Below are 23,324 nucleotides of genomic sequence, written 5' to 3' on the forward strand. Positions count from 1 at the left end.
ACTTTAACGAAAAAAATTACTTCCGCACACTTAAAGCCTGATTATAATAGACTTCTTGCATAACCCAAACTAAGTAGAAAAAGGTATCATCCGAGTAGCTCTCCTTTGTCATCCCAGTGCCCAGACACTGGGATCCAGGAATTTTATTAAGTTTGTAAGCATAAAAGTATAGCTAACGTGAGCTCTACGTCATACTGCCGCGAACCGTCATACCGCGATTCATTCGCGGTATCTCGGCCGCTAACAAGTAGCGGGATGACGGTTGTCAGGCTAGCTGTCATCCCAGTGCCCAGACACTGGGATCCAGAAATTTTAATTGTAAGTAAGCATACTGGGTTGATAAGTATAAAAGTAGCTAGAAAATAAACATTTTTGATGAGATTATATGGAAAACTGGATGCCAGTGTCAAGCACTGGCATGACACCCTTCACGGACTTTTAAATTACTTTAGCTATAAATATTAAGAAATTTACCAAATGAAAAAAAAGGCAAAAGAAACCCTGGGGTTATTATCCGCTTTAAAATATTGGCGTTTTTTATGTTTTAAACGCTTGACAAGCGAGATTCAGCCGCTTTTAATTGCAACTAACTTACGCTGCAAATGTTTAAGAAATTTACTAAGCAGAAAAAAAGACAAAGAATCCCCGAGTTAGCTAGTCTTTTACTATCTCTGTCGAGTATTGGCATTTTTTGATGTCTTGTAACGCTTTATAAGCGCGTTCAGCTTATTTAGATAAAAATCTAGATGTAGATGAAGTTTTGTAAAGACATACAGTATCTATATACTGCAAAAAATTGAACATAAGACGCCGATACATTAAGTAATCCTTACCTTTTAATCTGCAGATTGGCGAAAGCAAATACAATAGCTTCAGTTTCATGATAAGGGGGCTGGCGGAGGGTGTCAAGCAAGTTTTTTCGTTTCTATGTTGTCAGCTACTTGGATGACGCCAATCTGAGTTAACTACACCAACTCACATTCAGCAAAAAAGAAAGCTATCTCCTTACGAGCATTTTCTAGACTATCCGAGCCGTGGACTCTATTTTCACTAATATCATCAGCAAAATCACCCCTGATTGTGCCTTTATCTGCCTGCTTTGGATTGGTAGCTCCCATGATTTGTCTGTATTTACTTACTGCATTTTCACCAACTAAAACTTGAACTACCACAGAACCAGAGGTCATAAACTCTACTAATTCCCCAAAAAAAGGCCTATCTTTATGAATTTCATAAAACAGCTCTGCTTGTTTTTTTGTTAGTAACATCATTTTTTGTGCTGTGATTTTCAGCCCAGATTGTTCGATGTAGGAATTTATATTGCCTGTAATATTATTTTTTACTGCATCAGGTTTTAAGATTGAAAGTGTCTTCTCAATTGCCATATTATTTCCTTATATAGAATAGTACATTTATAGATTTATTTTATTACAAATTTTAATTTCATAGAAGTGATTTTTTATCTATAATTAAGGACAAATCATCAAGGAGGTATTGTATGGGTAAATGTTGTAAAAATAACACTACTAAACAAGCTGAATCTACTACTAAAAAATTAGTAAGTAACTTTAAGTCATCGCTTTTGTGTGGAACAAAAGGGTTTTTGACTTTTAGTCTGGCATTTTTAAGTTATTTGGAATATAGTTCACATCATAATACAAAATTAAAAGAAGGTGCTGCCTTTGCAATGAAAAGAAACACTATTCCATCTCTTGAAATGACAATCATAGCACCGCTTGTTTGTTTTGCACTGCCAGCTATGCTAGGCAGTATGAGCCTCATGCAATGCGCACTTTTATGTGCTGCCTTAATGATTGCCACATGTTTTATTGTCAGAACTTTTCATCTGCGTGAGAAGTTAATGGAAAAAATCACTAACCATAGTAGAAAAGAAATAGACGCGGAATTTAAGAAAGATACTATAAAATTTCCTATTTTTGATCAAAATAGAAAACACATCGAGTATAATTCGCCCAATTCAGGGCAACCACTGAATGAAACGAGTAGCACCTCTCTTTTCGTTAAAGTTTTACTTTTCCCTCTAAAGGTTCTTTTGAAGGTCCTGCAAAGTTGTATAATGCTATCTTTAGCTGCTGTTGAACTTCTTGAAACCGTGCCAAGTTTTTGTGTTGATCTGTTTTTTGATAGAAGTTTTGAATCCACACAGAGTAACATGCAGAGATTTGGCCACTTATTGTATGCAAATGTGAGAAATTTAGTGCCTATAACTAAATTTGATGAGTGTGTAGCTAATTTTATAGGTACCCCGAAAGTAACTTGTTGTAGTAGTGCGTAGGTGAAAAAGGCAGTTATCTTATTTAATCTTGGCGGGCCTGATTCACTAAATGCGGTCCGTCCTTTTTTATTCAACCTTTTTTATGACAGGAGAATAATCAATCTACCGAATCCCTTTCGGTTTCTTTTAGCAAAGTTTATATCTGCGAAACGAGAAAATACTGCACGAAAAATATACGAGGAAATTGGAGGTAAATCGCCAATTCTAGAGAATACAAAAATGCAAGCTAATGCTTTAGAACTAAAATTAAACGAAAATAGAAACCATGTACACAAGGTATTCATCTGCATGCGCTATTGGCGTCCATTTGCTGACGAAGTTATTGAAAGTGTAAAACAGTTTGATCCTGATGAAGTGATTCTGCTGCCACTGTATCCACAATATTCAACTACCACAACTCTGTCATCCATCGAGAATTGGCAAAAAAATGCTAAACGGTATGGCCTAAAATGCAATACAAAAATGATTTACCGTTATTATGATAACCAAGATTTTATTGAAGCTCACGCTAATCTGATAGCTAAGTACTATAAATTGGCTAGCAAAATCGGTAAACCAAGAGTCCTATTTTCAGCCCATAGCTTACCTCTTAGTATTATTAAAAAAGGCGACCCTTACGCTTCACAGGTAGAAAGAAGCGTAGAGTTAATAGTAGAAAAGTTAGCTATTAATAACTTAGATTGGTCAATATGTTATCAGAGTAAGATTGGTCCTGTAAACTGGCTAGAGCCAAGCACTGAAAGTGAGCTATTACGCGCAAAAATTGATGGTGTACCTGTAGTTCTATCACCTATATCTTTTGTTTCTGAGCATTCAGAAACTCTAGTTGAACTTGATATAGAATATAAAGCAATTATCAAGGATGGATATTACTTTCGCGTGCCAACTCTCAGTGCCGATTCTTTGTTTATTAAATGCTTGGCTGATTTATGCATAAATCTCCCTTAAAGCCCTGATTTATAGTGCTTTTCTTTTAGGATTTTATGTGATAGAATAACAGAAAGTTATTATTTTATTAACTATTTCATGCCAAGCAAGCTAAAAGAAAAATCAAATACGGTTGCACAAAAGGTACATGATGCTTATAATCATGATATCAGGAAGGTAATCTGCATCACAACAGGTTTAACAGCCCTATTGTGTAAGATTTCACTGCAATTTTGCTGCGAGTTCATTGACAATAATAGATCCAATATCTTTCTTATACGGAATGTTGCTCGACTAGTAAAGTTTCCGACATCTATTCTATACATTGCCCATTCTGCATTTACTCTACAGGATCTAATTAAGGATTACAGAAACCCTGAGAGTAAAAAAGAGCTGGCAAAAATTGTGGGTAAATCGGCTAATCTTGCAAGCAGCATCATAGAAGCATTGATGATGTTGAAAGTCATCCATTTTTTTACTAGGAGTAATGCAGACGTAATAAGTCACATTCACTTAACATCAACGATCCTATTTCTGTTTATTTCGGAACCTATAAGCTACTATTATTCATGGAGAAAATACCTAGATAATAAGGATCCTGAAAAGTCTGCTGAGTGTAAGAAGGACCTTATTATCAGCACATTAACTTTGTCATTAGGTTTGTTAAACTTCATATTAAAAAGAATGGAGACTGCAACCATACCAATAAACTTAGGTAATGGTATAATCTATAATTTCAACTTAAGCGTAACAGTTAGCATAATATATAGTGCAGTATTTCTGGCAGTTCAGCTTGACAAATTGTTTCAACAACCTGTCAATGATGATCCTTCCACTGAACTTGATAGTGCTGGCCATAACCATATTCAGCACGGTAATGATGGTAATGATCTGCCCGATGGTAACGCTGTGGGAATGTAAGGGTTAGAGGTGAAAAGATTTTATTTCTACTGCCAACGCTAGTACTGCTAATTTGCTAACAATACTCCAAAGTGACAGAATTTTACCTTCCACAACCTGGCTAACATCATGAAACTCACAGTCAGTGGCATTCAAGCTAGAATATACATCTTTTCTGCTATTACATCGGTATAAGTAACATGTTGGAGTATCTCCTATATAGTATATTAGCGGTTCTGCAGAACTGCTTTTAAACATGTCAATGGTTGGTACACCTTCTTGTATAATAACGCTATTGATTGCTATTCCTTCTTTTATCTTTTTCATTTTATGACGCTTTTTTTTATTGAGGTTTAATATTTCCTCTCCACTTGTTGCTGTTATAATGCCCATCCCATATGTACCATTGCTTGCTTTGATAAAAACGTAAGGTTGTGTTTTTATTTCATGTTCCTCATATTTTTTTTGCACTAGAGATAATATTTGGTCAACTTTAGTTGCTACTGCTCCTAGTGACAAATCATCATCAAAATCAACTCCATCACAGCTCTCTGTAAGCACAGAAATTAGCCATGGGTCTATTTTAAATTCGCCACAAAACTCAGATGCTAATTCTTGATAGATTTCAAAATACTTAAATTTCTGCCTGCTATGCCAACCGTATAGTGGGCTTGGTACTATATCTTGCTTTACGTCTTTCAGCGTGTCTGGAATGTGGCTCGTCATATCACGGTTCAGTATAATAACATCAGGCACAAATCCTGAAGTTGTCTTTAGCAGAGAGTTTTCTTTCACAACAGTTTCATACTGTTCTATTAAATTGTATACTTCATTATGTAAAAGGCCAATTCTAGTTTCAAAACCTGCGAGTTGCAGTACTTTCTCTATAACAAATACGTTTTCTATATACATTTTATTGCGTGTATAATTTTCCGGTATTATAAGAACCTTTTTGTATTGGTGTCTTTTAAAGTAGCTTTTTATCAATCTTGCTGCCATTGTTCTTGATTCTTCACTTAAGTTATTGAATCCTGCAGGAAATAAATTAGCGTCCACTGGGACAATTTTGTAGCTGGAGTTTCTAAGATCTATAGAGCTATAAAATGGCGATGTAAGGCCATTAAATTTTGCTTCGAACCAATTATTTATACTTTTTTCCAAATCTGGGTGAATTATGTTTTGCATCTGCACTTTAAATGTTATAAGGAAGGTATTATATTATAAGCTATAGTTGAACATATTTAGTAAATTTGACTAAAGATTAAAGTATAATGAGATTCTTATTTAAAGTGATAGAAAAATGATTCAACACGATAACAATAAAATGTATGGCACTACTATATTATCAATTAGAAAAGATAAAAGTGTAGTAGTAATAGGTGACGGGCAAGTTTCACTGGGCCACACTGTTATAAAATCTGGAGCAAAAAAAGTTAGGCGTCTTTCTGGTGATTCCGTAATTGCTGGATTTGCCGGGGCAACAGCCGACGCATTTACTCTTTTTGAAAGATTAGAATCTAAACTTGACAGGCACCCAGGGCAATTAATGAGAGCATGTGTTGAACTTGCAAAAGACTGGAGAATGGATAAATATCTGAGGAAATTAGAAGCTATGATGATCGTTGCAGATAAATCTATTTCATTAGTAATTACGGGAACAGGTGATGTTCTTGAACCTGAAGATGGAGTCGCAGCTATTGGCTCTGGGGGAAATTTTGCTCTATCTGCAGCAAGAGCTTTAATTGACATTAAAGGAATATCAATAGAGGAAATTGCGAAAAAGGCTATGAAGATAGCTGGCGATATATGTGTTTATACAAATCATAATGTAGTTATTGAAAAGATAGAGGAGTGATATGTCTTCCAAGCAAAAAACTTTATGCACCAATTTTTCCAATCAGCCCATAACCCTTTCAGAAGGGCGGTCTTGTAGTAGTGACACCTACGATGAAAAAGATAACCTCTATAAAGATACTAAGAGTGGTTTTGATTCAAATGACAGCGATGTTCAAGTTAATGACAGCACTCAAGTTTTGTTAGATGACCTGCCACCACAGAAGATAGTTAAAGAATTGGACAGATTCATAATCGGACAGGATGATGCAAAGCGTGCTGTTGCTATTGCGCTCAGAAATCGTTGGCGTCGCAATCAGGTTCCATTTCCATTGCGTGATGAAATCATACCTAAGAATATATTGATGATCGGTCATACAGGGGTTGGTAAAACTGAAATAGCTCGTCGCTTAGCAAAACTTGCCGGTGCACCGTTCATAAAAATTGAGGCAACGAAGTTTACTGAAATAGGGTACGTTGGACGTGACGTTGATTCGATAATACGCGATTTAGTTGATGCAGCAATAGTTTTAGTTAAAGAGAAAGCCCGTAAAGCCTTAGCTAAAAAGGCTTTAATTTTAGCTGAGAAAACAATAGTAAACTCTATGGTAGGCGAAAATGCAACCGAAGAGAGTAAAAAAATTTTTAGAGAAAGGTTGAGGAATAAAGAGTTTGAGGACGGAGAAGTTTCTATTAACGTCAGAGAGAGCAAGAGTATGTTACCTACTTTCGATATACCAGGTATGCCAGGTGGGCAAGTTGGTGTGATGAATGTAACAGAAATAATGGGCAAGATGTTTAACGGGAGCAAAAAAACAAAAACTATTACGGTGAAGGTAAAAGAAGCGCGTGAAATATTAATTAATGAAGAAAGTGAAGGGCTAATGGATGAAGATAAGATAATCAAAGAAGCCATTGATCTTGTTAGTAATGACGGTATAGTATTTTTGGATGAAATAGACAAAATTGCAGCGCGTACAGAAGTAAAAGGTGAAGTAAACAGAGAAGGAGTGCAACGCGATCTGTTACCATTACTTGAAGGAACAACTGTTACAACTAAGTATGGCCATGTAAAAACAGATTATATATTATTTATTGCATCTGGTGCTTTTCATCAGTCTAAACCATCTGACCTCTTACCGGAATTGCAGGGCAGATTACCGATCAGGGTAGAACTTAAGGCACTTACTCAAGAAGATTTAATAAGAATATTAAAGGAACCAGAATCTAGTTTGTTAAAGCAGTACATAGCTTTAATGAAAACAGAAAATGTGACACTTGAGTTCACTGATGATGGTATAAAAACCATAGCTGAAATAGCGTTTACAGTTAATAGGCAAGTGGAAAATATAGGCGCAAGAAGGCTTCACACTGTTATGGAGAAGCTTTTAGATGAGATAAGTTTCATTGCTTCTGAGAAAAATAGCGAAAAATTCATTATAGACAGCAAGTATGTAAAAGATAAACTTGAGTCAATTTCGAAGCAGCTTGATTTATCTAAGTTTATACTTTAGGAAAAACGAAAAGCCTACTTTAAGTAGTATAGAAAGTGTTCAGACAATGGCGTCAACTTAAGAACTTTCATTAGCAAACTCTCCTAAAGACATGATGGCGTTTGGGCTTATCTACCTTATCGCGGCTATACAATCGTCCCGGTCGGATTTTAACTTTAGCGCGTATACTTGCTCTATCAAAAAGGGCTTGAAAGTTTTTTGGCGCAATAAGTACCTGATAGAGTTTCTGCCTCATTACACCAAATAAAACCGAAAAATTTAAACGATACTCAGCAATTTGATCTGGATTCCAAGGCCCTTGTGCATCACACATATGAAGCGACAATATATTACACATGACTAAGTTTGCCCAAAATTCTTGTAATACAGCCTCTAAATTTACGCCAGAAAAATTCTCTAACTCTGCACCTATTTTGAGTCGTTTATAGCACTCCTCTATATGCCACCTTAATACATAAGCTTTGCTGATATCTTCCAAAGTAAATTTTTCTCGATCAAAAAGTGAAGTAACCAATACCTCTGTTTCTCCGTTGGCTAATGTCAGCACTATTACTCTTACTTTTTGGCTTTTCGTTTTATTTTCTAGCACAAAATCAAAATCTAATTCACCAGATGAAATTCGTTCCCATAGCTTGCTATAATTTCTTTTTTGCAAGCGAAAAATAAAGTCTACTTTCAATTCATAATGCTGCTGAATGAATTTTAATGAAGGGTAGCCACGGTCGTAGATAAATAATAATCTATCTTGATTTAATGAACGCATTTGAGTAACGACTTCAGGTAATTGTTCTTCTGCTAACGTTTGCTCACCCACATTCCAAGCCGCAAGGCGAGCACTGCAAATCAGCGAAGTACATAAATCAACAAACAAAGAAACCCTTGCTAATGGTGGCATTATACCTGTTGTTCCATTTGGTTTAAAACGGCCAAACTCGGATACAATTTCTTCAGAGCTCGGTAATCGAATACCAGAACCATCTGCTGCAATAAGCCTATAGCCTCTCCAAGTTCCATACTCAGGCTCATCTTGATAGGCTGTTTGGATGCTTAGCCCTAATAATTCTTTAAAACCTGTATGACAAATCTTATATCTTGCTTTAGAAAAAGCTTGCTTTGAGGGTGGAACTTTACAAGTCAATGGATCCATAAGCTCACATTCTATTCCTAAACTTTTCTTAATTATAGCTCTTCTCATAATAGTCAGAACAAATCATAAAAAAGCAGAATCAACAGCTTGACGGAAAGACTGAAAAATAGGGATATTTTTTCTAGCTCTGTTCTTTATAGCAAACCAATGATGCTCAATTTCGTTAAAGTCTGGAGAATATGGAGGAAGATAAAGAATTTCAGCACCTACTCCTTTAGCAAGATCATCGATTTTTTTAGATTTATGGAAAGCAGCGTTATCAAGAATTACAGTTTGGCCAGACCTTAAAATTGGAGTCAAAAACTGCTCAAACCAAGCCTCAAAAACATCCTTGTTGCAGTATCCCTCAAAGGTCAATGGAGCAATGATTTTCTTTTTATTTAGAGCTGCAATCATACTGACACGCTGAGTTTTTTTACCTGATTTTAGTGAATGAAACCTCTCTCCTTTTCTGCAATATCCGTATGGGTAGTCTTCTGTATTGTCTATCCCAGATTCGTCAATATATACAAGATTTTCAGGATATTTTGTTGCTATAACCTTTGCAAATTGAGCTCGCTTTTCTTCATTTCTTTCTTTATATCCGTAGGTCTTTTTTTCTTGTAAAGCCAATATTTTTAAGTGCGCGGTGAATCGTTTGTCGACTGATATTGCCCCAGAGTTTAGCCATCTCTGACTGAGTTTTGCCGCCATGGTTTTTTGCAAATTCGGTGAAGACATTCCAGTCGGTAATTTTATGGTTATATCCTACGCTTCCAGGCTTTTTTGACTGAAAATCTCCTGTTTCCTCACGCCTTTTCTGCCACTCATATAAAGTCGTTTTTCCAATTTTAAATCTCTTGGCAACAGTTGCTCTACTTTCTCCCTCATCCAATGCTTCCATTGCTTTTTTCCTTAAGTCATAACTATACGCTGCTGGCATACAAACCCCACTACCATAAATCCATATCTTACCTTATTTGGATTATTATGAGAAGAGCTATACATGTGAGAGATTATCAGGGAAATTTTTATAGCGCTTTAGCCACTCTTGTTTTATTATACCACTTGAAAGCGGCAGGGGGTTTTGTTGATATTGAGCAGCAAAAGCGTAACTCCCGAGTTCAACTTTTATCATCTCAACTTCTTCTCTTCCTCCCTCCAGGGGATATAATAACTCATTCTCTTCTCTTGAGTATAATACTCTTGCAGGTAGTGTCATTCCAGCACTTGATGCTGGAATCCAGTCTTTTGCGGTTGAATTTTCTGGATCCCAGTGTCTGGGCACTGGGATGACAGGAGGGGGGGTTGGAATGACACCAGTATGGTTATTAATTGAATAAATAACCTCCTTATTTTCAGAAATCATTGGCAAACAAATGTGATGCCATATGTTTTTTGGCTTAGATAAGAGGTGCCCAGTTAAGTCTTCCAGGTGGAGCCTATGCATCACAAGCACAATTACTCCTTTTTTTCTATCGTTGAGTCTCGTTACTAAAGTCTGATCGAACCAGTTTGTGGCACGTTTTCTAAATGTTTCACTCAAAGTTTGAGCAGGGTTAAGCGGATCATCCACAATAATAAAGTCACCACCTTCACCGGTTAATGTTCCTCCAACTGATGTTGCGATTCTAAATCCTCTCTGCACTGTTTGGAATTTATATTTAGTGTTCTGGTCTTTGGATAGTTCTACCTCTGGAAATAGTTCTTTATACCAATCAGATTGCATTATGCACCTGGTATCAAGCGAATGTTTTTCACTAAGCAACTTAGAATAACTTGCAACTATTATTCTTGCAGTTGCCCAGTATCCATGCGGGCCACGCAACACTCATACATATGGACTTCATTGAACGCGGAGGCATATTGAATATTATGCGCCTTACTTCGCCAGCATTCGCTGCTTCCAGCCTATCTGCTATGACTTTTATGTACTGATAATCATTATACTCACATCCTGGCACCACTGTTTGAAAGCACAGTTCAATGAATTTTAGAAAATTTATATTATCCATATGTGTATTTTAGTGAATGGAATGTAGACTTTAATAGTTTTGATTTGTCTTGTAAGATTGAGGTGTTACAGTGACAGGCTTACAATGCTGCTAATTTAGTAAATAACCTACGAGTGCTATTTCTTCAACTTTATCGAAGTAAAGAATTGATTTCCATTGCGGTAAATGAGCAACATTATTGAATCTTTACCGTTTTTCTTTACTGCTGAATCAACTTGTTTTTGAAAATCATTAGTATTTTCTATATCGGTTCCATCTAATTGGATAATAATGTCTCCTTTTTTAATACCACGCAACGTGGCATTACTGTTACTATCTACATTAGTAACTATCACACCTTTTGTAGGATTACTTTCTTTTGATTCTTTTGGCAGGTTTGAAACAGTTAAACCAGTTATGTAATCGGATGTTGATTTGTTTTCTTCTTGATTATTACCTTGACCATCATTTGCAGATTCTTCAATCACAACCTTAATATTGACCTCTTTGCTCTTTCTAAGTAACTTAATTTGTACTTTTTTTCCAGGTTCAGTTCTTGAAACCATTTGAGGCAGTTGTGTCATTCTATCAATTTTTTTATCATCAAATTCTAATAATATGTCACCCACCTTAATTCCACCTTTTTCTGCAGGACTATCCTTTACTATACTTGCAACCAATGCGCCTTTTATATCTTTTAAACCCAAGGACTCAGCAAATTCTTTCGTTATAGGCTGAACTTGCACACCAAGCCAACCATGTTTTATTTTTTTGCCACTTTTTAATGTGTCAATAATTGACATAGCTAAATTAGATGGTATGGCAAAACCTATACCCACGTTGCCGCCAGACTCAGATGGAGAATAGATAGCAGTATTAATACCTATAACTTTTCCATTTAAATCAAATAACGGTCCTCCAGAGTTACCCCTATTAATTGCAGCATCAGTTTGAATAAATTCATTCATAGTGCCAATACTAATGTCCCTGGACCTTGCAGATATAATTCCTGTGCTTACAGAGCCACCCAAACCAAATGGGTTACCTATTGCCATAACCGTATCACCAACCCTTGCTTTATCAGAATCACCAAATGCAACAGAAGAAAGATCTTTATCAGAATTAATCTTAAGCACAGCAAGATCAGTTCTTGCATCATAGCCTAAAACTTCTGCTTTGAAATAAGTATTATCGTTCATAGTAACTGTGATATCTTTGGCGTTTTTAATAACGTGATAATTGGTTACTATAGTTCCACCTTTATCTATAATAAACCCAGAACCAAGCAACACCACCTCTTTGTTAACACTAGGGCCCCTATCCATAAAAAACTGATCAAAATGCTCAAAAAACTCTCTAAAATCATCAAAAAAATTATTTCCTGGCATAGATGGAACTCTAGTTCTGCTGTTATTTTCTTGTTTGATGATTTGTTCGCTTGAAATATTTACAACCGCAGGAATGAGTTCTTCCACTAAATCGGCAAGTCCTTGATTACAGTTGCATGCAGTAGTGCTAGCATCAACGACCTTTTTTGCATTCCAATCAAACATATTAGCATACGAAGAAAACGCAATTAGAAAATATGCAAATATAGATAAAATAAATGCCTTACTTTTCATAAATTATTTCCATCCTTTATTTAAAATATCTAAAAAGTTATTGTTTGGTGAAAGTACAAATTTAGTATTATTTTCGGCAAATGATTTACTGTAAGCGCTCATAGAGCGATAAAAGTTAAAGAACTCTTCATCAACCTTAAATGCCTCATTATAAATTCTAGTTGCTTCAGCATAACCACGGCCCCTTATTTCGTACGATTCTTTTACTGCACTGGAGATAATTTCCCTTTTTAATTTATCAGCTTTTGATCTAACTTCCTGCCCAGCTTGCTCTCCTTCTGCTCTAATTTCTTTTGCTTCTTTTTCCCTTTCAGTTTGCATACGGCGAAATATTGCAGAACTATTTTCTTCTGGTAAATCTGCTCTCTTAATTCTTACGTCTATTATTTCTATGCCAAATTTTTCAGCTTCAGAATAAACTCCACGCTGAATCAATTGCATAACTTCTGATCTTTTTTCATTCAACAAGCTAATCAACGAAAATCTGCCTATATTTTCTCTTATGTGTGCTTCTATAACCGGATATAATCTTCTAACCAGCCCTGATTCATTCCTCACAGCCTGGTAAAAAATAACAGGATTTGTTATTTTATATTTTGCATATGCATCTACTATAATACGTTTTTGATCCGCTGTTATCACTTCCCTTGGGATCTTATCAGGACTTAAATCTAAAACTCTTTTATCAAGAAACTCTACACTATTTATGAATGGTAACTTAAAATATAAGCCACTTTCCCTAACATCTCTTACAACTTTACCGAGTTGTATAACTATCGCTTGCTTTGTTTCTTGCACAACAAATATTGAATTAAATAAAACAATCAATAAAACAACAAATACAGAAACAAAAACAATTTTAATATTACTACTCATGGTTATTTTCCTAAATTTGTAAGAGGTAAATAAGAAAACATACCTTTCAGATCATCAGTTACAACAACTTTGTCTACCTTACTGAAAATATTTTCCATAGTTTCAAGATAAATACGATTCTTAACGAGAGAAGGATTCTGTCTATATTCCTCATAAAGAGATAAAAAGCGATTTGCATTACCTTTTGCTTCATTTATTATTTCATTTTCATATGCTTGTGCATCTAATTTTATCTTTATCGCTTCACCCTTTGCTCGAGGTATAATATCATTATTATAAGCATATGCTTCGTTTATAGTACGCTCTTTGTCTGCACGAGCACTTTGTACATCTCTAAACGAACTGATTACTTTTTCTGGTGGATCAATTTTTTTCATTTGAACAGATAAAATCTCTATGCCCATTTGGTATCCATCAAGAATCTGCTGCAATAGAATTCTAGTATCTCTAGAAATTTCTGGTCTGCCTTGACCAAGTGCAAAAGAGATCGTGTTTTTACCTATTATTTCTCTCATGGCACTTTCAGCAGCATTTTTAACACTGAAACCGGGTTTGTAATCCCGCACTTTGAATAAATAGTCCTTAGCATCTCTAACGCGCCATTGAACCTCGAAGTTAACGTTGACTATATTTTCATCTCCAGTTAGCATCACGCCTTCACCGCGATCTGTATCTCGCCCATAAGAACTACTTACCCCAATTTCTTCACGATTTACTTCCTTAACGTTCACTTTAAAAACCTTGCCAATAGGGTAGGGGAAGTGATAACGCAAACCAGGTGTTTCCGTATTAGAATATTTACCAAAGGTAAGTTCTATACTTTCTTCACTAGGATGGACAATATAAAAGCCAGTGCAAGCATAGAACAGCAAAATAATGAAAATGATGAAATAAGGTTTTTTGCCCCTGTTTCTGGTTAATCCATTAAGAAAGAACCTTATATCAGATACAGCTTTACTTAAAATATCTTCATTATTAGGAGTTTTGTTCCCTACCGGTTTCTTTCCCAGATTCCAAGGATTATTATCATCAAACATAATGATTGATTCTATAATTAATACGCTAATATTACTTCTTTAATAAGAAAATGCAAACATAAATTGCTATTTTATTTACAAATTAATCATCAGGATGGAAAACATGATCGTACACTTCCTTTTCTCTATGTAGTATGGTTGACTCTATGGAATTTTCTGGCTTTTTTTTGAATTCTTTTTTGTCACTCTTTAAGTGCACTACGTCTTCGTGAAAATGGAAATGATAGCTGAATAATAAAACCATTATTATTAAAGTTATAACAGCTAAAAAGATGAGTGTTCTTTTTCTATACCTCATAAATGCTTCAGCTTCTTGACCTAATTTTCTACGCTACCATAAAACACGTCAAGCGAAATTATTTGAAGACAAATAAATACTGGCAATCAATTTAACACTAACTTAAGAATCAAGGAATACAATTATAATATATTTAATTAATAGTGAGGTTTAAAATGTCACCTAATGAAAAAAATTCAAATTCTGTTGGAACTCAACAAAACCAACCAGAAGATAGTTTTGATTTGAATAAAACGATGCAAAATCTACCAAATTCAGATATTGCTAATGATCACAAGAAGCTAAAAGAAAGAATGACTGACCTGTTAAAAGGAGATACAGAATTCTCTAAGATGAAACAAGGAGATAAGATTCTTGTAGTAAGTACAGCAAGTGGGTTATTTACGGCAGTACTACCACTTTTGGCAGTTGGTGCAACACTTGCTATACCGGGTGCTATAGTTGGTCTTGCTTTATATTTCGCTGTAAAAGTCGCTGTAAAAGCAGTTCAATCTGGATATAAAGGGCTCAAGTGGTCAGCAGAAAAAACAGTTGATGGGGCGAAATATACTGCTGGGAAAGTTAAGGACGCATCAACATACGCTGCCGGAAAAGTTAGAGATGGTGCTATGCATGTTAAAGATAAGGTGAAAGAAGGTTATGAACATTCAGTAGATTCACTGAAAAAAGGCGCTAGTTTTGTAGGCGAAGGAGTGGCAAATAAGTTCCATAAGGCATCTGGTGAGACGGACTATTTAGATAAGGTAAAAAGGTTTACTCCAGATGCAATTAAGAAATCTGACGAAATAAGAAATGATATGAAAGCAATTTTTGCTGATAAAGGAAATAATTCTGGGTTAGTGAAAAATATACTTTCTGGAATATCGTCAGAAATTGATTTAAAAATGGCAGAGAAGGCAAAATCAGGGGAGATTGAACATACTTCTGGATGGCAAGTACAGAAAGAATTCATTAATAATTTAAATGAAAAAAGCTTGCATAACTTGTTAACACAAAGGTCATTACCTAAAGGTAGTTATTTCATCGACAGTGTTTTCTCTGAACATCACGATGAAATTAAGAAGGTTATTAAAGAATGTAGAGAAAATCATTTGTACTCAAGCGTAAGCAATATGTTTGACAGAGCAGAGAAAAAAGCTAACAGGCCTTCTGTCAAAAGTTTAACTAGGTCTGTGTCATCATCATTCTCTTCACTGGGAAGAAAAGGCTCTGAACAATCTAACAGCTTGTCAAAAAGCAATTCACTAAATTCTATAGGAACTGAAAGTACTGCTACTGTCTCTGATTCAGATTCTCAGAACTTTGCAACAGTCCGTAGAAGCAATTCATCTAGTAGCTTAACTCCTAAGCTTACTCCAGTTGCTCCACCAGAACTACCTAGAAGCGCCTCATTGACTAACTTAAATGGACAAAGTTCTTTCAGTGAAGATGTTCTCAGTGATCCTATTGTGGAGCAAAACCTGGATAGTTTGAGTAACAGAACTCTCACTCACAGTAATTCTACTGACAGTGGAATGGGTTCTGGTTCTTCTACGCTAACAAGAAAACAAGTTCTTCCTTTAAAAGGAGAATTTGACAGAGAACTCGAAGAAAAGTTGGCAAAACGACACGCATCTCTAGATCAACCTAGTGCAGAACCTGTCAACTCAAGAGCTACAGCAACTCCAGGAACAGTGCAATAAGTAAAACTTCTACCTTCTCCAAAAGGATGTTACTCAATGAGTAACGTCCTTTTTTTGTTTTTAAACTATAGAAAAATCCTAGATCCCAGCGGTATGCGTACAACCGTATGAACATTGTGATTTCTCTGCTAGGAAAGGTGTCATCCGAGTAGCTGACACTGGGATGGCTTTGTTGCATCGCTAGCTATGATGGATTAAAGATAAAAAAGGTGGAGAATATCAGTAGCTTATTATTCTGGTATTTATAACAAGAACGGTCAGTGAATACCTAAATTTGAGTAAAAGAAATTTCACTACCACTCACTAATCTGGCTAAAATTCAAGAATTTCAATGCTTTAGCTATTTTCAATAGAATTAAATTTATTAATATAAATAACAAATTACTATTCTTAAATTTGATCAGATTGATTGCAAAAAAACAAGATTTTCAATAGGTTGCTTATAATCCTAACTATAGTTAGCCTTTCATAAGTAGCGATGCAACAAAGCCCACTGGGATCCAGGAAAGTTTGCTTGTAAACAAGCAAACTAGCATAGAAAGTGGTTACAACGTTTTCGATGAGATTATATGGAAAACTGGATTCCAGTGTCAAGCACTGGAATGACATCACAGGGGCACTGGGATGACACCTTTACGTTTGAGGCAAACTAGCTATAACACTTAACATACTACCTTTGCAAACAAATGTTCATACAGTACGCGCTGGCGTTATTTTCTCTTGATGAATAAATCTCGGTAGAGTATAGTAGCAATGCATTTATGTAGCTACTAATGAATAATTTAGTTTTGGTTTATACAACTTTTTCAAATTTTGAGGAGGCTAAAACTGTTTCTGAAGAATTGTTAAACGAGAAATTAATTGTATGTGTAAATATATTTCCTGAAGTGAATTCTCTGTATTTATGGAAGGGTGAAATTAACAGTAGTTGTGAAATAGTAGCAATTATGAAAAGCAAAAATGATCAAGTTGATAAAATTGTAGAAAAAATCGAAGCAATGCATTCTTATGATCAGCCAGCTATTGCTGTGATGCCCATAGAAAAAGCAAATAAATCTTTTACTAATTGGGCTAATAGTGTTATTGATGTAAGTAGTATTGGGGTGTAGCCAAGTGGTAAGGCAGCGGTTTTTGATACCGCCACGCGAAGGTTCGAATCCTTCCACCCCAGCCATATTGAAGTGGGTGTGAAATGATATCACTTTTCTATAAATTAAGATTATTGAATTATATATTAGGTAGTCTAAAAGATATAATTGTGAAACTGTTTCTCTTCACAATGTATCTTTACACATTCAGCATTGTGCTCATGTTTCTCAGCAATGGTTTTTGGTATGCTGTAGAATTTTGCTCTTTCAAAAATGCGTTTTACCGTTTGTTTCAATATTGCAAGTGGTATTATGAAAATAGGGAAGATCTCGGTTACGGAATTTCTATTCGAATATTAGTGGCGTTTCTTACTCCGCATTTTCTCTATAAATTATTACTTGGCATAGGCTGGAAGTTCTTTTTAAAGGAAAAGATAATACAGATACTCAACACAAGAAGAAAAAAGGGTAGTGAGTTCAGTAACAGTAGCAAACCAAGTGGCAGTAGTTATAGTGATAAGAATAATTACAGCAATAACAGTGGTAACAATGAGCGTCAAGCTCAAGATGCAAAGCGAAAAGTAAACATGATAAAGCAGCTATTAATCAAAGATATAGAGGCAACTATAGATAGGAGATTGAATTATATTTTTTTCGGTAAAAGGAGTAAACCTCATTAAGTATATAAAAAGGCTTTATCTAGTAAGGCTTTTTAAGGTTGGCTGTATTTTATTTTTTACGTATACCGGATCACAATCAGCCAATATACATGTGTGCACAAAATCTTGACTAAAGTCTGACAACCAAGAAATTGCCTTACGTTTTTCTACCAAGCTTTCTGTTTTTTTACAGTTACTTGCTGCATCAATCATTGCCTGCGCTATTACTGATTTCCACAGCAAATAATACCTTTGTATATCATCTGACGTACTATTTGTTTCATAGTGGTTAAAAAATTCTTTAAAATTGAAGTTGTTTGACATAATGATACCTCTTTGGATTAAAATTTGAATGATTTGAGTTTATGTCGCCACAGCAGATTCCGCTAACAAGCAGCGGGATAACGAATTACTTAACCGTCATTACACCGTCATACCGCGATTCATTCGCGGTATCTCGCTAACAAGCAGCGGACCGTCATACCGCCGCGGCGCTAACAAGCAGCGGGATGACGGTTGTCAGGCCAGCGCCCCTATGATGTCATTCAAGTAGCTGACACTGGTTCCTTTATGACGGCAGTGCCCCTATGGTGTCATCCCAGTGTCCCTATGATGTCATCCCAGTGCCCAGACACTGGGATCCAGGAATTTTGATTGGACACTGGGTTGGTAAGCATAAAAGTGTTATGTAAAATACAACGTTCTTGATGGGATTGCATGAAATGCTGGATCCCAGTGTCTGGGCACTGGGATGACACCATAGGAGGCTGCTTGGATGACAAAAAAAGGAGCACTGGAATGACAGCAATCTACGTCATACCGCGATTCATTCGCGGTATCTCAGCCGCTAACAAGAGATCCCGCTAACAAGCAGCGGGATGACGGTTGTCGTTTAGCCATAAACATTAAGAAATTTACCAAATGAAAAAAAAGGCAAAAGAAGCCTCGTGGTTATTATCCGCTTTAAAATATTGGCGTTTTTTATGTTTTAAACGCTTGACAAGCGAAATTCAGCTGCTTTTAATTGCAACTAACTTACGCTGCAAATGTTTAAGAAATTTACTAAGCAGAAAAAAAGACAAAGAATCCCCGAGTTAGCTAGTCTTTTACTATCTCTGTCGAGTATTGGCATTTTTTGATGTCTTGTAACGCTTTATAAGCGCGTTCAGCTTATTTAGATAAAAATCTAGATGTAGATGAAGTTTTGTAAAGACATACAGTATCTATATACTGCAAAAAATTGAACATAAGACGCCGATACATTAAGTAATCCTTACCTTTTAATCTGCAGATTGGCGAAAGCAAATACAATAGCTTCAGTTTCATGATAAGGGGGCTGGCGAGGTTTGTCAAGGAAGTTTTTTCGTTTCTGCGGGCTACCTGGTTTTCCTACTGAAATTTTGAAAAATGTAATCTACTCCTATATTCAAATATATCAAGCAGTAATTCAAAATCAGCCATTGCGCCTTTTGCGTTATTATACGCGAGATTGAGCAGCTCTTTGTCCTGATATAAATCAGCAAATTTAAATTCCATACATCCTGATTGCCTTGTCCCTAAAATATCTCCACTGCCTCTTAGCATCATATCCCTTTCAGCAATGTAAAATCCATCCTGTGACTCACACATGATCTTTAACTTTGAAGACGAGCTTTTACTTAAATTATCGTATAATAATACACAAAAAGATGGCTTGTTTCCTCGTCCTACTCTGCCTCTTAACTGATGCAATTGTGATAACCCAAATTGCTCTGCATTTTCTATAATCATGATGGTTGCATCTGGCACATCTATACCAACTTCTATCACAGTGGTTGCAACAAGCAGAGAAAATTCATTCCTTTTGAAGGAAAACATAACTTGATCTTTCTGCTCCTGAGTCAATTTTCCGTGTATTATCCCGACTTTATCAAGAAATGTTTTTTGTGATTCCTGAAAACGCATCTCTGCTGCAGCAATATTGGTCTCTTCGTTTTCTTCTATATATGGACAAATCCAATATGCTTTTTCGCCCCTGTTTATAGCACCTTTTAGCTTTTCAATAACATCTGGCACCCTACTAATGTTCATAGTTACAGTTTTTATTGGCAATCTGGATTTTGGTTTTTCTTTCAAAATTGAACATTCAACGTCACCATACATAGCTTGCTGCAAAGTTCTTGGAATGGGAGTTGCAGTAACGAAAAGTATATCGGCATTTTCTCCTTTTCCTACCAAGCGATTTCTCTGCATCACTCCAAATCGCTGTTGCTCGTCTATGACTGCAAGCCCTAAATTTTTAAATGTAACGTTAGCTTGAAATAGTGCATGAGTGCCAATCACTATATTTAAAACACCACTTGCAAGTTCGTTCATGATAATCTTTCTTTCCTTGCGCGAAGTTTTACCAGTAAGCAGCGCAACTTTTATATCGGTACAGGATAAAACTTCCTCAATCCAATTATAATGTTGCTCCGCCAAGATAGTAGTCGGTGCCATTAGAGCTGCCTGCATGTTGTTTTCTACCACATTTATCATTGCAAAAAGTGCAACTACGGTTTTGCCACTACCAACATCACCTTGCAGCAAGCTTATCATGCGATACTTGGATTTTTGTCTCTCTGAGATCTCATCTATTGCACGAGTTTGATCATTTGTTAATTGAAACGACAATTCATTTAAAACTTGCTCTTTGTATTTACTCAATATTATAAATTCTCTTCCCCTTTCTTTCACATGATTTTTTCTTGCAAGTTTCAGCGCTAGCTGATACGCAAACAATTCATCATAAGCAAGCCTTTTTCTACAAACCTCAGCTTCCACCAATGAGCTTGGTCTGTGCAACTTTATGATGCTTTCCCTCCAACTTAACCATTTTTTTTGCTTGATTAATGTATCATCTATCCACTCTGGTAAATCAGGCAATTCCTTTAGATTAGAGCTTATTATGTTCCCAATGCGCTTATTGGTAATGCCACGGCATAATTGGTAAACTGGCTCTATGCAAGCTATTTCTTTAAATTGGTTGATGTCAAGCGACACGTAATCTGGATGAGTAATTTGCCAATGTTCAGCAAATTTTTCGAGTTTGCCACTGATGATCACATTCGCTCCAATTGGAAATAGTTTATATAAATACTTAACTGAGTAATTAAAAAAGACTATGAATATATACTGACTCTCACTTTCAACGACTATTTTATATGGTCTACCTCTAAAAGTGGGCGACTGATGTTCATAAACTTTTGCAATGAAAGTTGTAAATTCTCCAACTCGAGCATCAGATAGTAACTTGCTTCTATCCACATAACTAAGTGGCTTATAAAACAGCAGATCCACCACCTTGTCCCCACCACAAAGTTTAGGCAATATTGCGGAATGGAACTTAGGTATATTCTCCAGCCTGCTATTTAGAAAAATCTGATTGCTCATTGAGATTCATACATGTGTAAAACTGTTATAGAGCCTTTTTAAAATCTTGTCACCTTATGGTCAGGTATGCACTATAGCTAGCACAGCTCTCTAACGTCATACCGCGATTCATTCGCGGTATCTCAGCCGCTAACACGTAACGGAATGACGAATTTGTTGTTTTTAAAATCGTCGGTAAGCCTAAGTTACCCCTAACTATATTTGCTATCATAGGGCTTATAGTAGGTATTTTATTAACTTATTAATCATTTTTATGTATTATTATACCATTAGCAGTCTATATCAAGGTATTAATGATGAACAGCTCTACACCAAAAGAAAAGGAAAATCCAATAGTTACACTAAGAGCTCAAGCAGAAAAGTTTGGTTTTAGCAGGTTGAGGGCTGGTAAAGATAATGCTGAAGCGAATTCTGGTGCAACTATGTACGTAGATCTTCCAAGAATGAAACTTGTTATTCAGAACAAAGTTATAACAAAAGAGCTTGTTGATGAATTATATAATAAACATACCAACCTCATTTCAAATGACAAAAATAAGTACCGCCAATTTGTAAAACAAGTTTTTACAGAGCTATTTGAATATGCTGAAGCAGAAGTTCCAAATGATTCTATTCTAGAAGAACTAATCACTAATTGTAACCAGGCTGCTTATGTGGGTGCATTGTATGGTAAAGGAGGACCTATCCTTCATTTAGCTGAAACATATGGGTTATTGTTTCAGTCTAATCATGTAACACATATTAATTGTAGTGATCCAAGTCATGCGGCAATCAGAATTGAAGAAAAAATTGCAGTTCGCACTTTTGCAGAACTGGAAGAAGAATTATGTAAATTGGATAGCTCGCTAGAATTCACACTTAAGTCTCAAGGTGACAAAGATGTAACATATGAAGATGGTAAATTGTCGCTCACTGTTCCTCGAAAATTGAGAGATTACAAAATTGATGGCAGAAATTTATTTGATGTCATTAAGGAGTATTTTTACGAATTCTGCGAGAAGCTAGGATTTAAGTTGAAAATAGAGCATGACTTGGATAAGCAACTGAAAGTGAACAGTGTAGAGTCACTTACCCACGATAAGGGTAGGACTTAGCCTTGATAATGATTAAGATATCTCAATCTCTGTAAGCTTATTTGCACAATCAATTACTTTAGAACTCGGAAATTGATTTTTAAACCAAGTATACTGACGTTTCGCGTAGTGTCTTGTATTGGTTTGAGCAATCTGTATCGCTTCGTCTAAAGTAATCTCACCTTTCAAGTACTTTATAATTTCTGGCACTCCGTGTGCTTTCATAGCTGGCAAATGTGGGGCTAGGTTCATGTTAAGTAGCTTTTTTACTTCATCAATTGCTCCATTTTCAATCATTTTGATAAAACGAGAATTTATTTTTTGGTATACATCCTCACGTTTAGGCAAAATTGTATATATCTTAAAATTATTGAATAAAGGAGGCTGTCGATTTTTCTGCCATACGAAAATCGACTTGCCAGTTTCAGTGATAACTTCAAGTGCCCTTGAAAGGCGGTGCGAGTCATTCATGAATACTTTACCTTGAATCCTTGGATCTTTGCTTAGCACTAATTTGTAAAACTCCTCTTTACTTAAATTTTTCCTTAATTCGCTTACATTTTTCCTTACTTTCTGACTTATTTGTGGCATTGATGATAAGCCTTTGATTAAACTGCTGATGTAAAGCCCGCTTCCTCCAGTGATGATAGGTATTTGAGCATTTTCTAATGCGTGATTAACTTCTTTTTCTAAATCCTCTAACCATAGACCCACGGAATAATTTTCTTTTGCTGAAACATAACCATATAATTTATAAAATTCTTCTTGCTTTAGTGGTTGAGCAGTAATTATGGGAATTTCTTTGTATACCTGCTTTGAATCACAATTTATTATACTAATATTTCCATATTTTTCTCTCAGGTTATCGCATAATTCTGATTTACCTGAGGCCGTAATTCCTGTAATAATTACTATATTATTTTTCATTTATATTAATTTAATTAACATATGATAAAGTGTAGTAAAAGTTTGGATTCTACAATCTAAA

Annotated in this window: 21 protein-coding genes, 1 tRNA gene and 2 pseudogenes; 11 read left to right on the top strand and 13 right to left on the bottom strand. The window is 35.6% G+C overall.

Features of this window, described 5'->3' with window-relative positions; all coding sequences use genetic code 11:
* Nucleotides 1–255 precede the first annotated feature (255 nt).
* The gene (locus tag OPR28_RS05615) at nucleotides 256–366 is read left to right on the top strand and encodes a WPE palindromic element domain-containing protein (protein WP_080717651.1); all 111 of its coding nucleotides are present in this window, start codon (nucleotides 256–258) and stop codon (nucleotides 364–366) included.
* A 599-nt stretch (nucleotides 367–965) separates the two neighbouring features.
* On the opposite strand, the gene ndk is transcribed toward OPR28_RS05615, so the two are convergent.
* Nucleotides 966–1,385, bottom strand: coding sequence for a nucleoside-diphosphate kinase (ndk, locus tag OPR28_RS05620; protein ID WP_182309846.1), 420 nt, complete (start codon nucleotides 1,383–1,385; stop codon nucleotides 966–968).
* Nucleotides 1,386–1,498: 113 nt separating this feature from the next.
* Here ndk and OPR28_RS05625 point away from each other — a divergent pair, with 113 nt between their 5' ends.
* The 3 genes from OPR28_RS05625 (at nucleotide 1,499) to OPR28_RS05635 (ending at nucleotide 4,144) form a co-directional block, all read left to right on the top strand.
* Entirely contained in the window at nucleotides 1,499–2,296 is a 798-nt protein-coding gene (locus tag OPR28_RS05625; RefSeq protein WP_265023667.1) for a hypothetical protein, read from the top strand.
* A complete protein-coding gene (gene hemH, locus OPR28_RS05630; RefSeq protein WP_236514410.1) occupies nucleotides 2,297–3,244 on the top strand; it encodes a ferrochelatase in 948 nt (315 codons plus the stop codon).
* Nucleotides 3,245–3,322: 78 nt separating this feature from the next.
* On the top strand, nucleotides 3,323–4,144 hold the full coding sequence (locus OPR28_RS05635) for a hypothetical protein (protein WP_265023668.1): 822 nt from the start codon (nucleotides 3,323–3,325) through the stop codon (nucleotides 4,142–4,144).
* Nucleotides 4,145–4,147: 3 nt separating this feature from the next.
* Here the strand turns inward: OPR28_RS05635 and gshA are convergent, their stop codons facing one another.
* Complete coding sequence (gshA, locus tag OPR28_RS05640) at nucleotides 4,148–5,308, bottom strand: glutamate--cysteine ligase (RefSeq protein ID WP_265023669.1); 1,161 nt, start codon at nucleotides 5,306–5,308, stop codon at nucleotides 4,148–4,150.
* Nucleotides 5,309–5,423: 115 nt separating this feature from the next.
* Between gshA and hslV the strand changes: the two genes are divergently transcribed.
* Both hslV and hslU read left to right on the top strand, forming a co-directional pair.
* Nucleotides 5,424–5,978 (top strand): ATP-dependent protease subunit HslV, encoded by a 555-nt coding sequence (gene hslV / locus OPR28_RS05645; RefSeq protein WP_253303553.1) that lies wholly within the window; start codon nucleotides 5,424–5,426, stop codon nucleotides 5,976–5,978.
* Between the two features lies 1 nt (nucleotide 5,979).
* Nucleotides 5,980–7,470: an ATP-dependent protease ATPase subunit HslU gene (hslU, locus tag OPR28_RS05650; RefSeq protein WP_264705442.1), complete on the top strand. Its 1,491-nt coding sequence runs from the start codon at nucleotides 5,980–5,982 to the stop codon at nucleotides 7,468–7,470.
* A 70-nt stretch (nucleotides 7,471–7,540) separates the two neighbouring features.
* Here hslU and OPR28_RS05655 read toward each other — a convergent pair.
* The 7 genes and pseudogenes from OPR28_RS05655 to OPR28_RS05685 all read right to left on the bottom strand — a co-directional run.
* Nucleotides 7,541–8,653, bottom strand: a pseudogene (locus OPR28_RS05655) (IS4 family transposase); the annotation flags it as partial.
* Nucleotides 8,654–8,680: 27 nt separating this feature from the next.
* Nucleotides 8,681–9,539 (bottom strand): IS630 family transposase gene (locus OPR28_RS05660; RefSeq protein ID WP_265023237.1). Its coding sequence is split into 2 segments (ribosomal slippage): nucleotides 8,681–9,215 and nucleotides 9,214–9,539, totalling 861 coding nucleotides; the frame shifts between segments, so codons are not numbered across the junction.
* Between the two features lie 60 nt (nucleotides 9,540–9,599).
* A pseudogene (locus OPR28_RS05665) lies at nucleotides 9,600–10,611 on the bottom strand (WPE palindromic element domain-containing protein); the annotation flags it as partial.
* A gap of 116 nt (nucleotides 10,612–10,727) precedes the next feature.
* Nucleotides 10,728–12,212, bottom strand: a complete 1,485-nt coding sequence (locus OPR28_RS05670) for a DegQ family serine endoprotease (RefSeq protein ID WP_265023670.1) — start codon at nucleotides 12,210–12,212, stop codon at nucleotides 10,728–10,730.
* 3 nt (nucleotides 12,213–12,215) lie between these two features.
* Nucleotides 12,216–13,088: a protease modulator HflC gene (hflC, locus tag OPR28_RS05675; RefSeq protein ID WP_182319521.1), complete on the bottom strand. Its 873-nt coding sequence runs from the start codon at nucleotides 13,086–13,088 to the stop codon at nucleotides 12,216–12,218.
* A 2-nt stretch (nucleotides 13,089–13,090) separates the two neighbouring features.
* Nucleotides 13,091–14,125 (bottom strand): FtsH protease activity modulator HflK, encoded by a 1,035-nt coding sequence (gene hflK, locus OPR28_RS05680; RefSeq protein WP_010962866.1) that lies wholly within the window; start codon nucleotides 14,123–14,125, stop codon nucleotides 13,091–13,093.
* An 82-nt stretch (nucleotides 14,126–14,207) separates the two neighbouring features.
* Complete coding sequence (locus OPR28_RS05685; RefSeq protein WP_065094531.1) at nucleotides 14,208–14,423, bottom strand: hypothetical protein; 216 nt, start codon at nucleotides 14,421–14,423, stop codon at nucleotides 14,208–14,210.
* A 155-nt stretch (nucleotides 14,424–14,578) separates the two neighbouring features.
* On the opposite strand from OPR28_RS05685, the gene walE1 reads away from it, so the two are divergent.
* From walE1 to OPR28_RS05705, 4 genes are all read left to right on the top strand, one after another.
* Complete coding sequence (walE1, locus tag OPR28_RS05690) at nucleotides 14,579–16,105, top strand: actin bundler (protein WP_265023671.1); 1,527 nt, start codon at nucleotides 14,579–14,581, stop codon at nucleotides 16,103–16,105.
* A gap of 773 nt (nucleotides 16,106–16,878) precedes the next feature.
* Complete coding sequence (gene cutA / locus OPR28_RS05695) at nucleotides 16,879–17,214, top strand: divalent-cation tolerance protein CutA (protein WP_253303679.1); 336 nt, start codon at nucleotides 16,879–16,881, stop codon at nucleotides 17,212–17,214.
* A tRNA-Gln gene (locus tag OPR28_RS05700) sits at nucleotides 17,205–17,279 on the top strand. Before cutA ends, OPR28_RS05700 begins: the two co-directional genes overlap by 10 nt.
* 201 nt (nucleotides 17,280–17,480) lie before the next feature.
* The gene (locus tag OPR28_RS05705) at nucleotides 17,481–17,873 is read left to right on the top strand and encodes a hypothetical protein (protein WP_265023672.1); all 393 of its coding nucleotides are present in this window, start codon (nucleotides 17,481–17,483) and stop codon (nucleotides 17,871–17,873) included.
* Between the two features lie 15 nt (nucleotides 17,874–17,888).
* On the opposite strand, the gene OPR28_RS05710 is transcribed toward OPR28_RS05705, so the two are convergent.
* From OPR28_RS05710 to recG, 3 genes are all read right to left on the bottom strand, one after another.
* Entirely contained in the window at nucleotides 17,889–18,176 is a 288-nt protein-coding gene (locus tag OPR28_RS05710; RefSeq protein WP_010962862.1) for a hypothetical protein, read from the bottom strand.
* 269 nt (nucleotides 18,177–18,445) lie between these two features.
* Complete coding sequence (locus OPR28_RS05715; protein WP_265023673.1) at nucleotides 18,446–18,634, bottom strand: hypothetical protein; 189 nt, start codon at nucleotides 18,632–18,634, stop codon at nucleotides 18,446–18,448.
* Nucleotides 18,635–19,241: 607 nt separating this feature from the next.
* Nucleotides 19,242–21,263, bottom strand: a complete 2,022-nt coding sequence (recG, locus tag OPR28_RS05720) for an ATP-dependent DNA helicase RecG (protein ID WP_265023674.1) — start codon at nucleotides 21,261–21,263, stop codon at nucleotides 19,242–19,244.
* A 296-nt stretch (nucleotides 21,264–21,559) separates the two neighbouring features.
* Here recG and OPR28_RS05725 point away from each other — a divergent pair, with 296 nt between their 5' ends.
* The gene (locus OPR28_RS05725) at nucleotides 21,560–22,357 is read left to right on the top strand and encodes a hypothetical protein (protein WP_209472619.1); all 798 of its coding nucleotides are present in this window, start codon (nucleotides 21,560–21,562) and stop codon (nucleotides 22,355–22,357) included.
* A gap of 12 nt (nucleotides 22,358–22,369) precedes the next feature.
* Here the strand turns inward: OPR28_RS05725 and miaA are convergent, their stop codons facing one another.
* Entirely contained in the window at nucleotides 22,370–23,263 is an 894-nt protein-coding gene (gene miaA, locus OPR28_RS05730; protein WP_264329657.1) for a tRNA (adenosine(37)-N6)-dimethylallyltransferase MiaA, read from the bottom strand.
* Nucleotides 23,264–23,324 lie beyond the last annotated feature (61 nt).

Origin of the sequence: Wolbachia endosymbiont (group A) of Epistrophe grossularia (assembly GCF_947251435.1) — a bacterium.
Lineage (GTDB): Bacteria > Pseudomonadota > Alphaproteobacteria > Rickettsiales > Anaplasmataceae > Wolbachia > Wolbachia pipientis.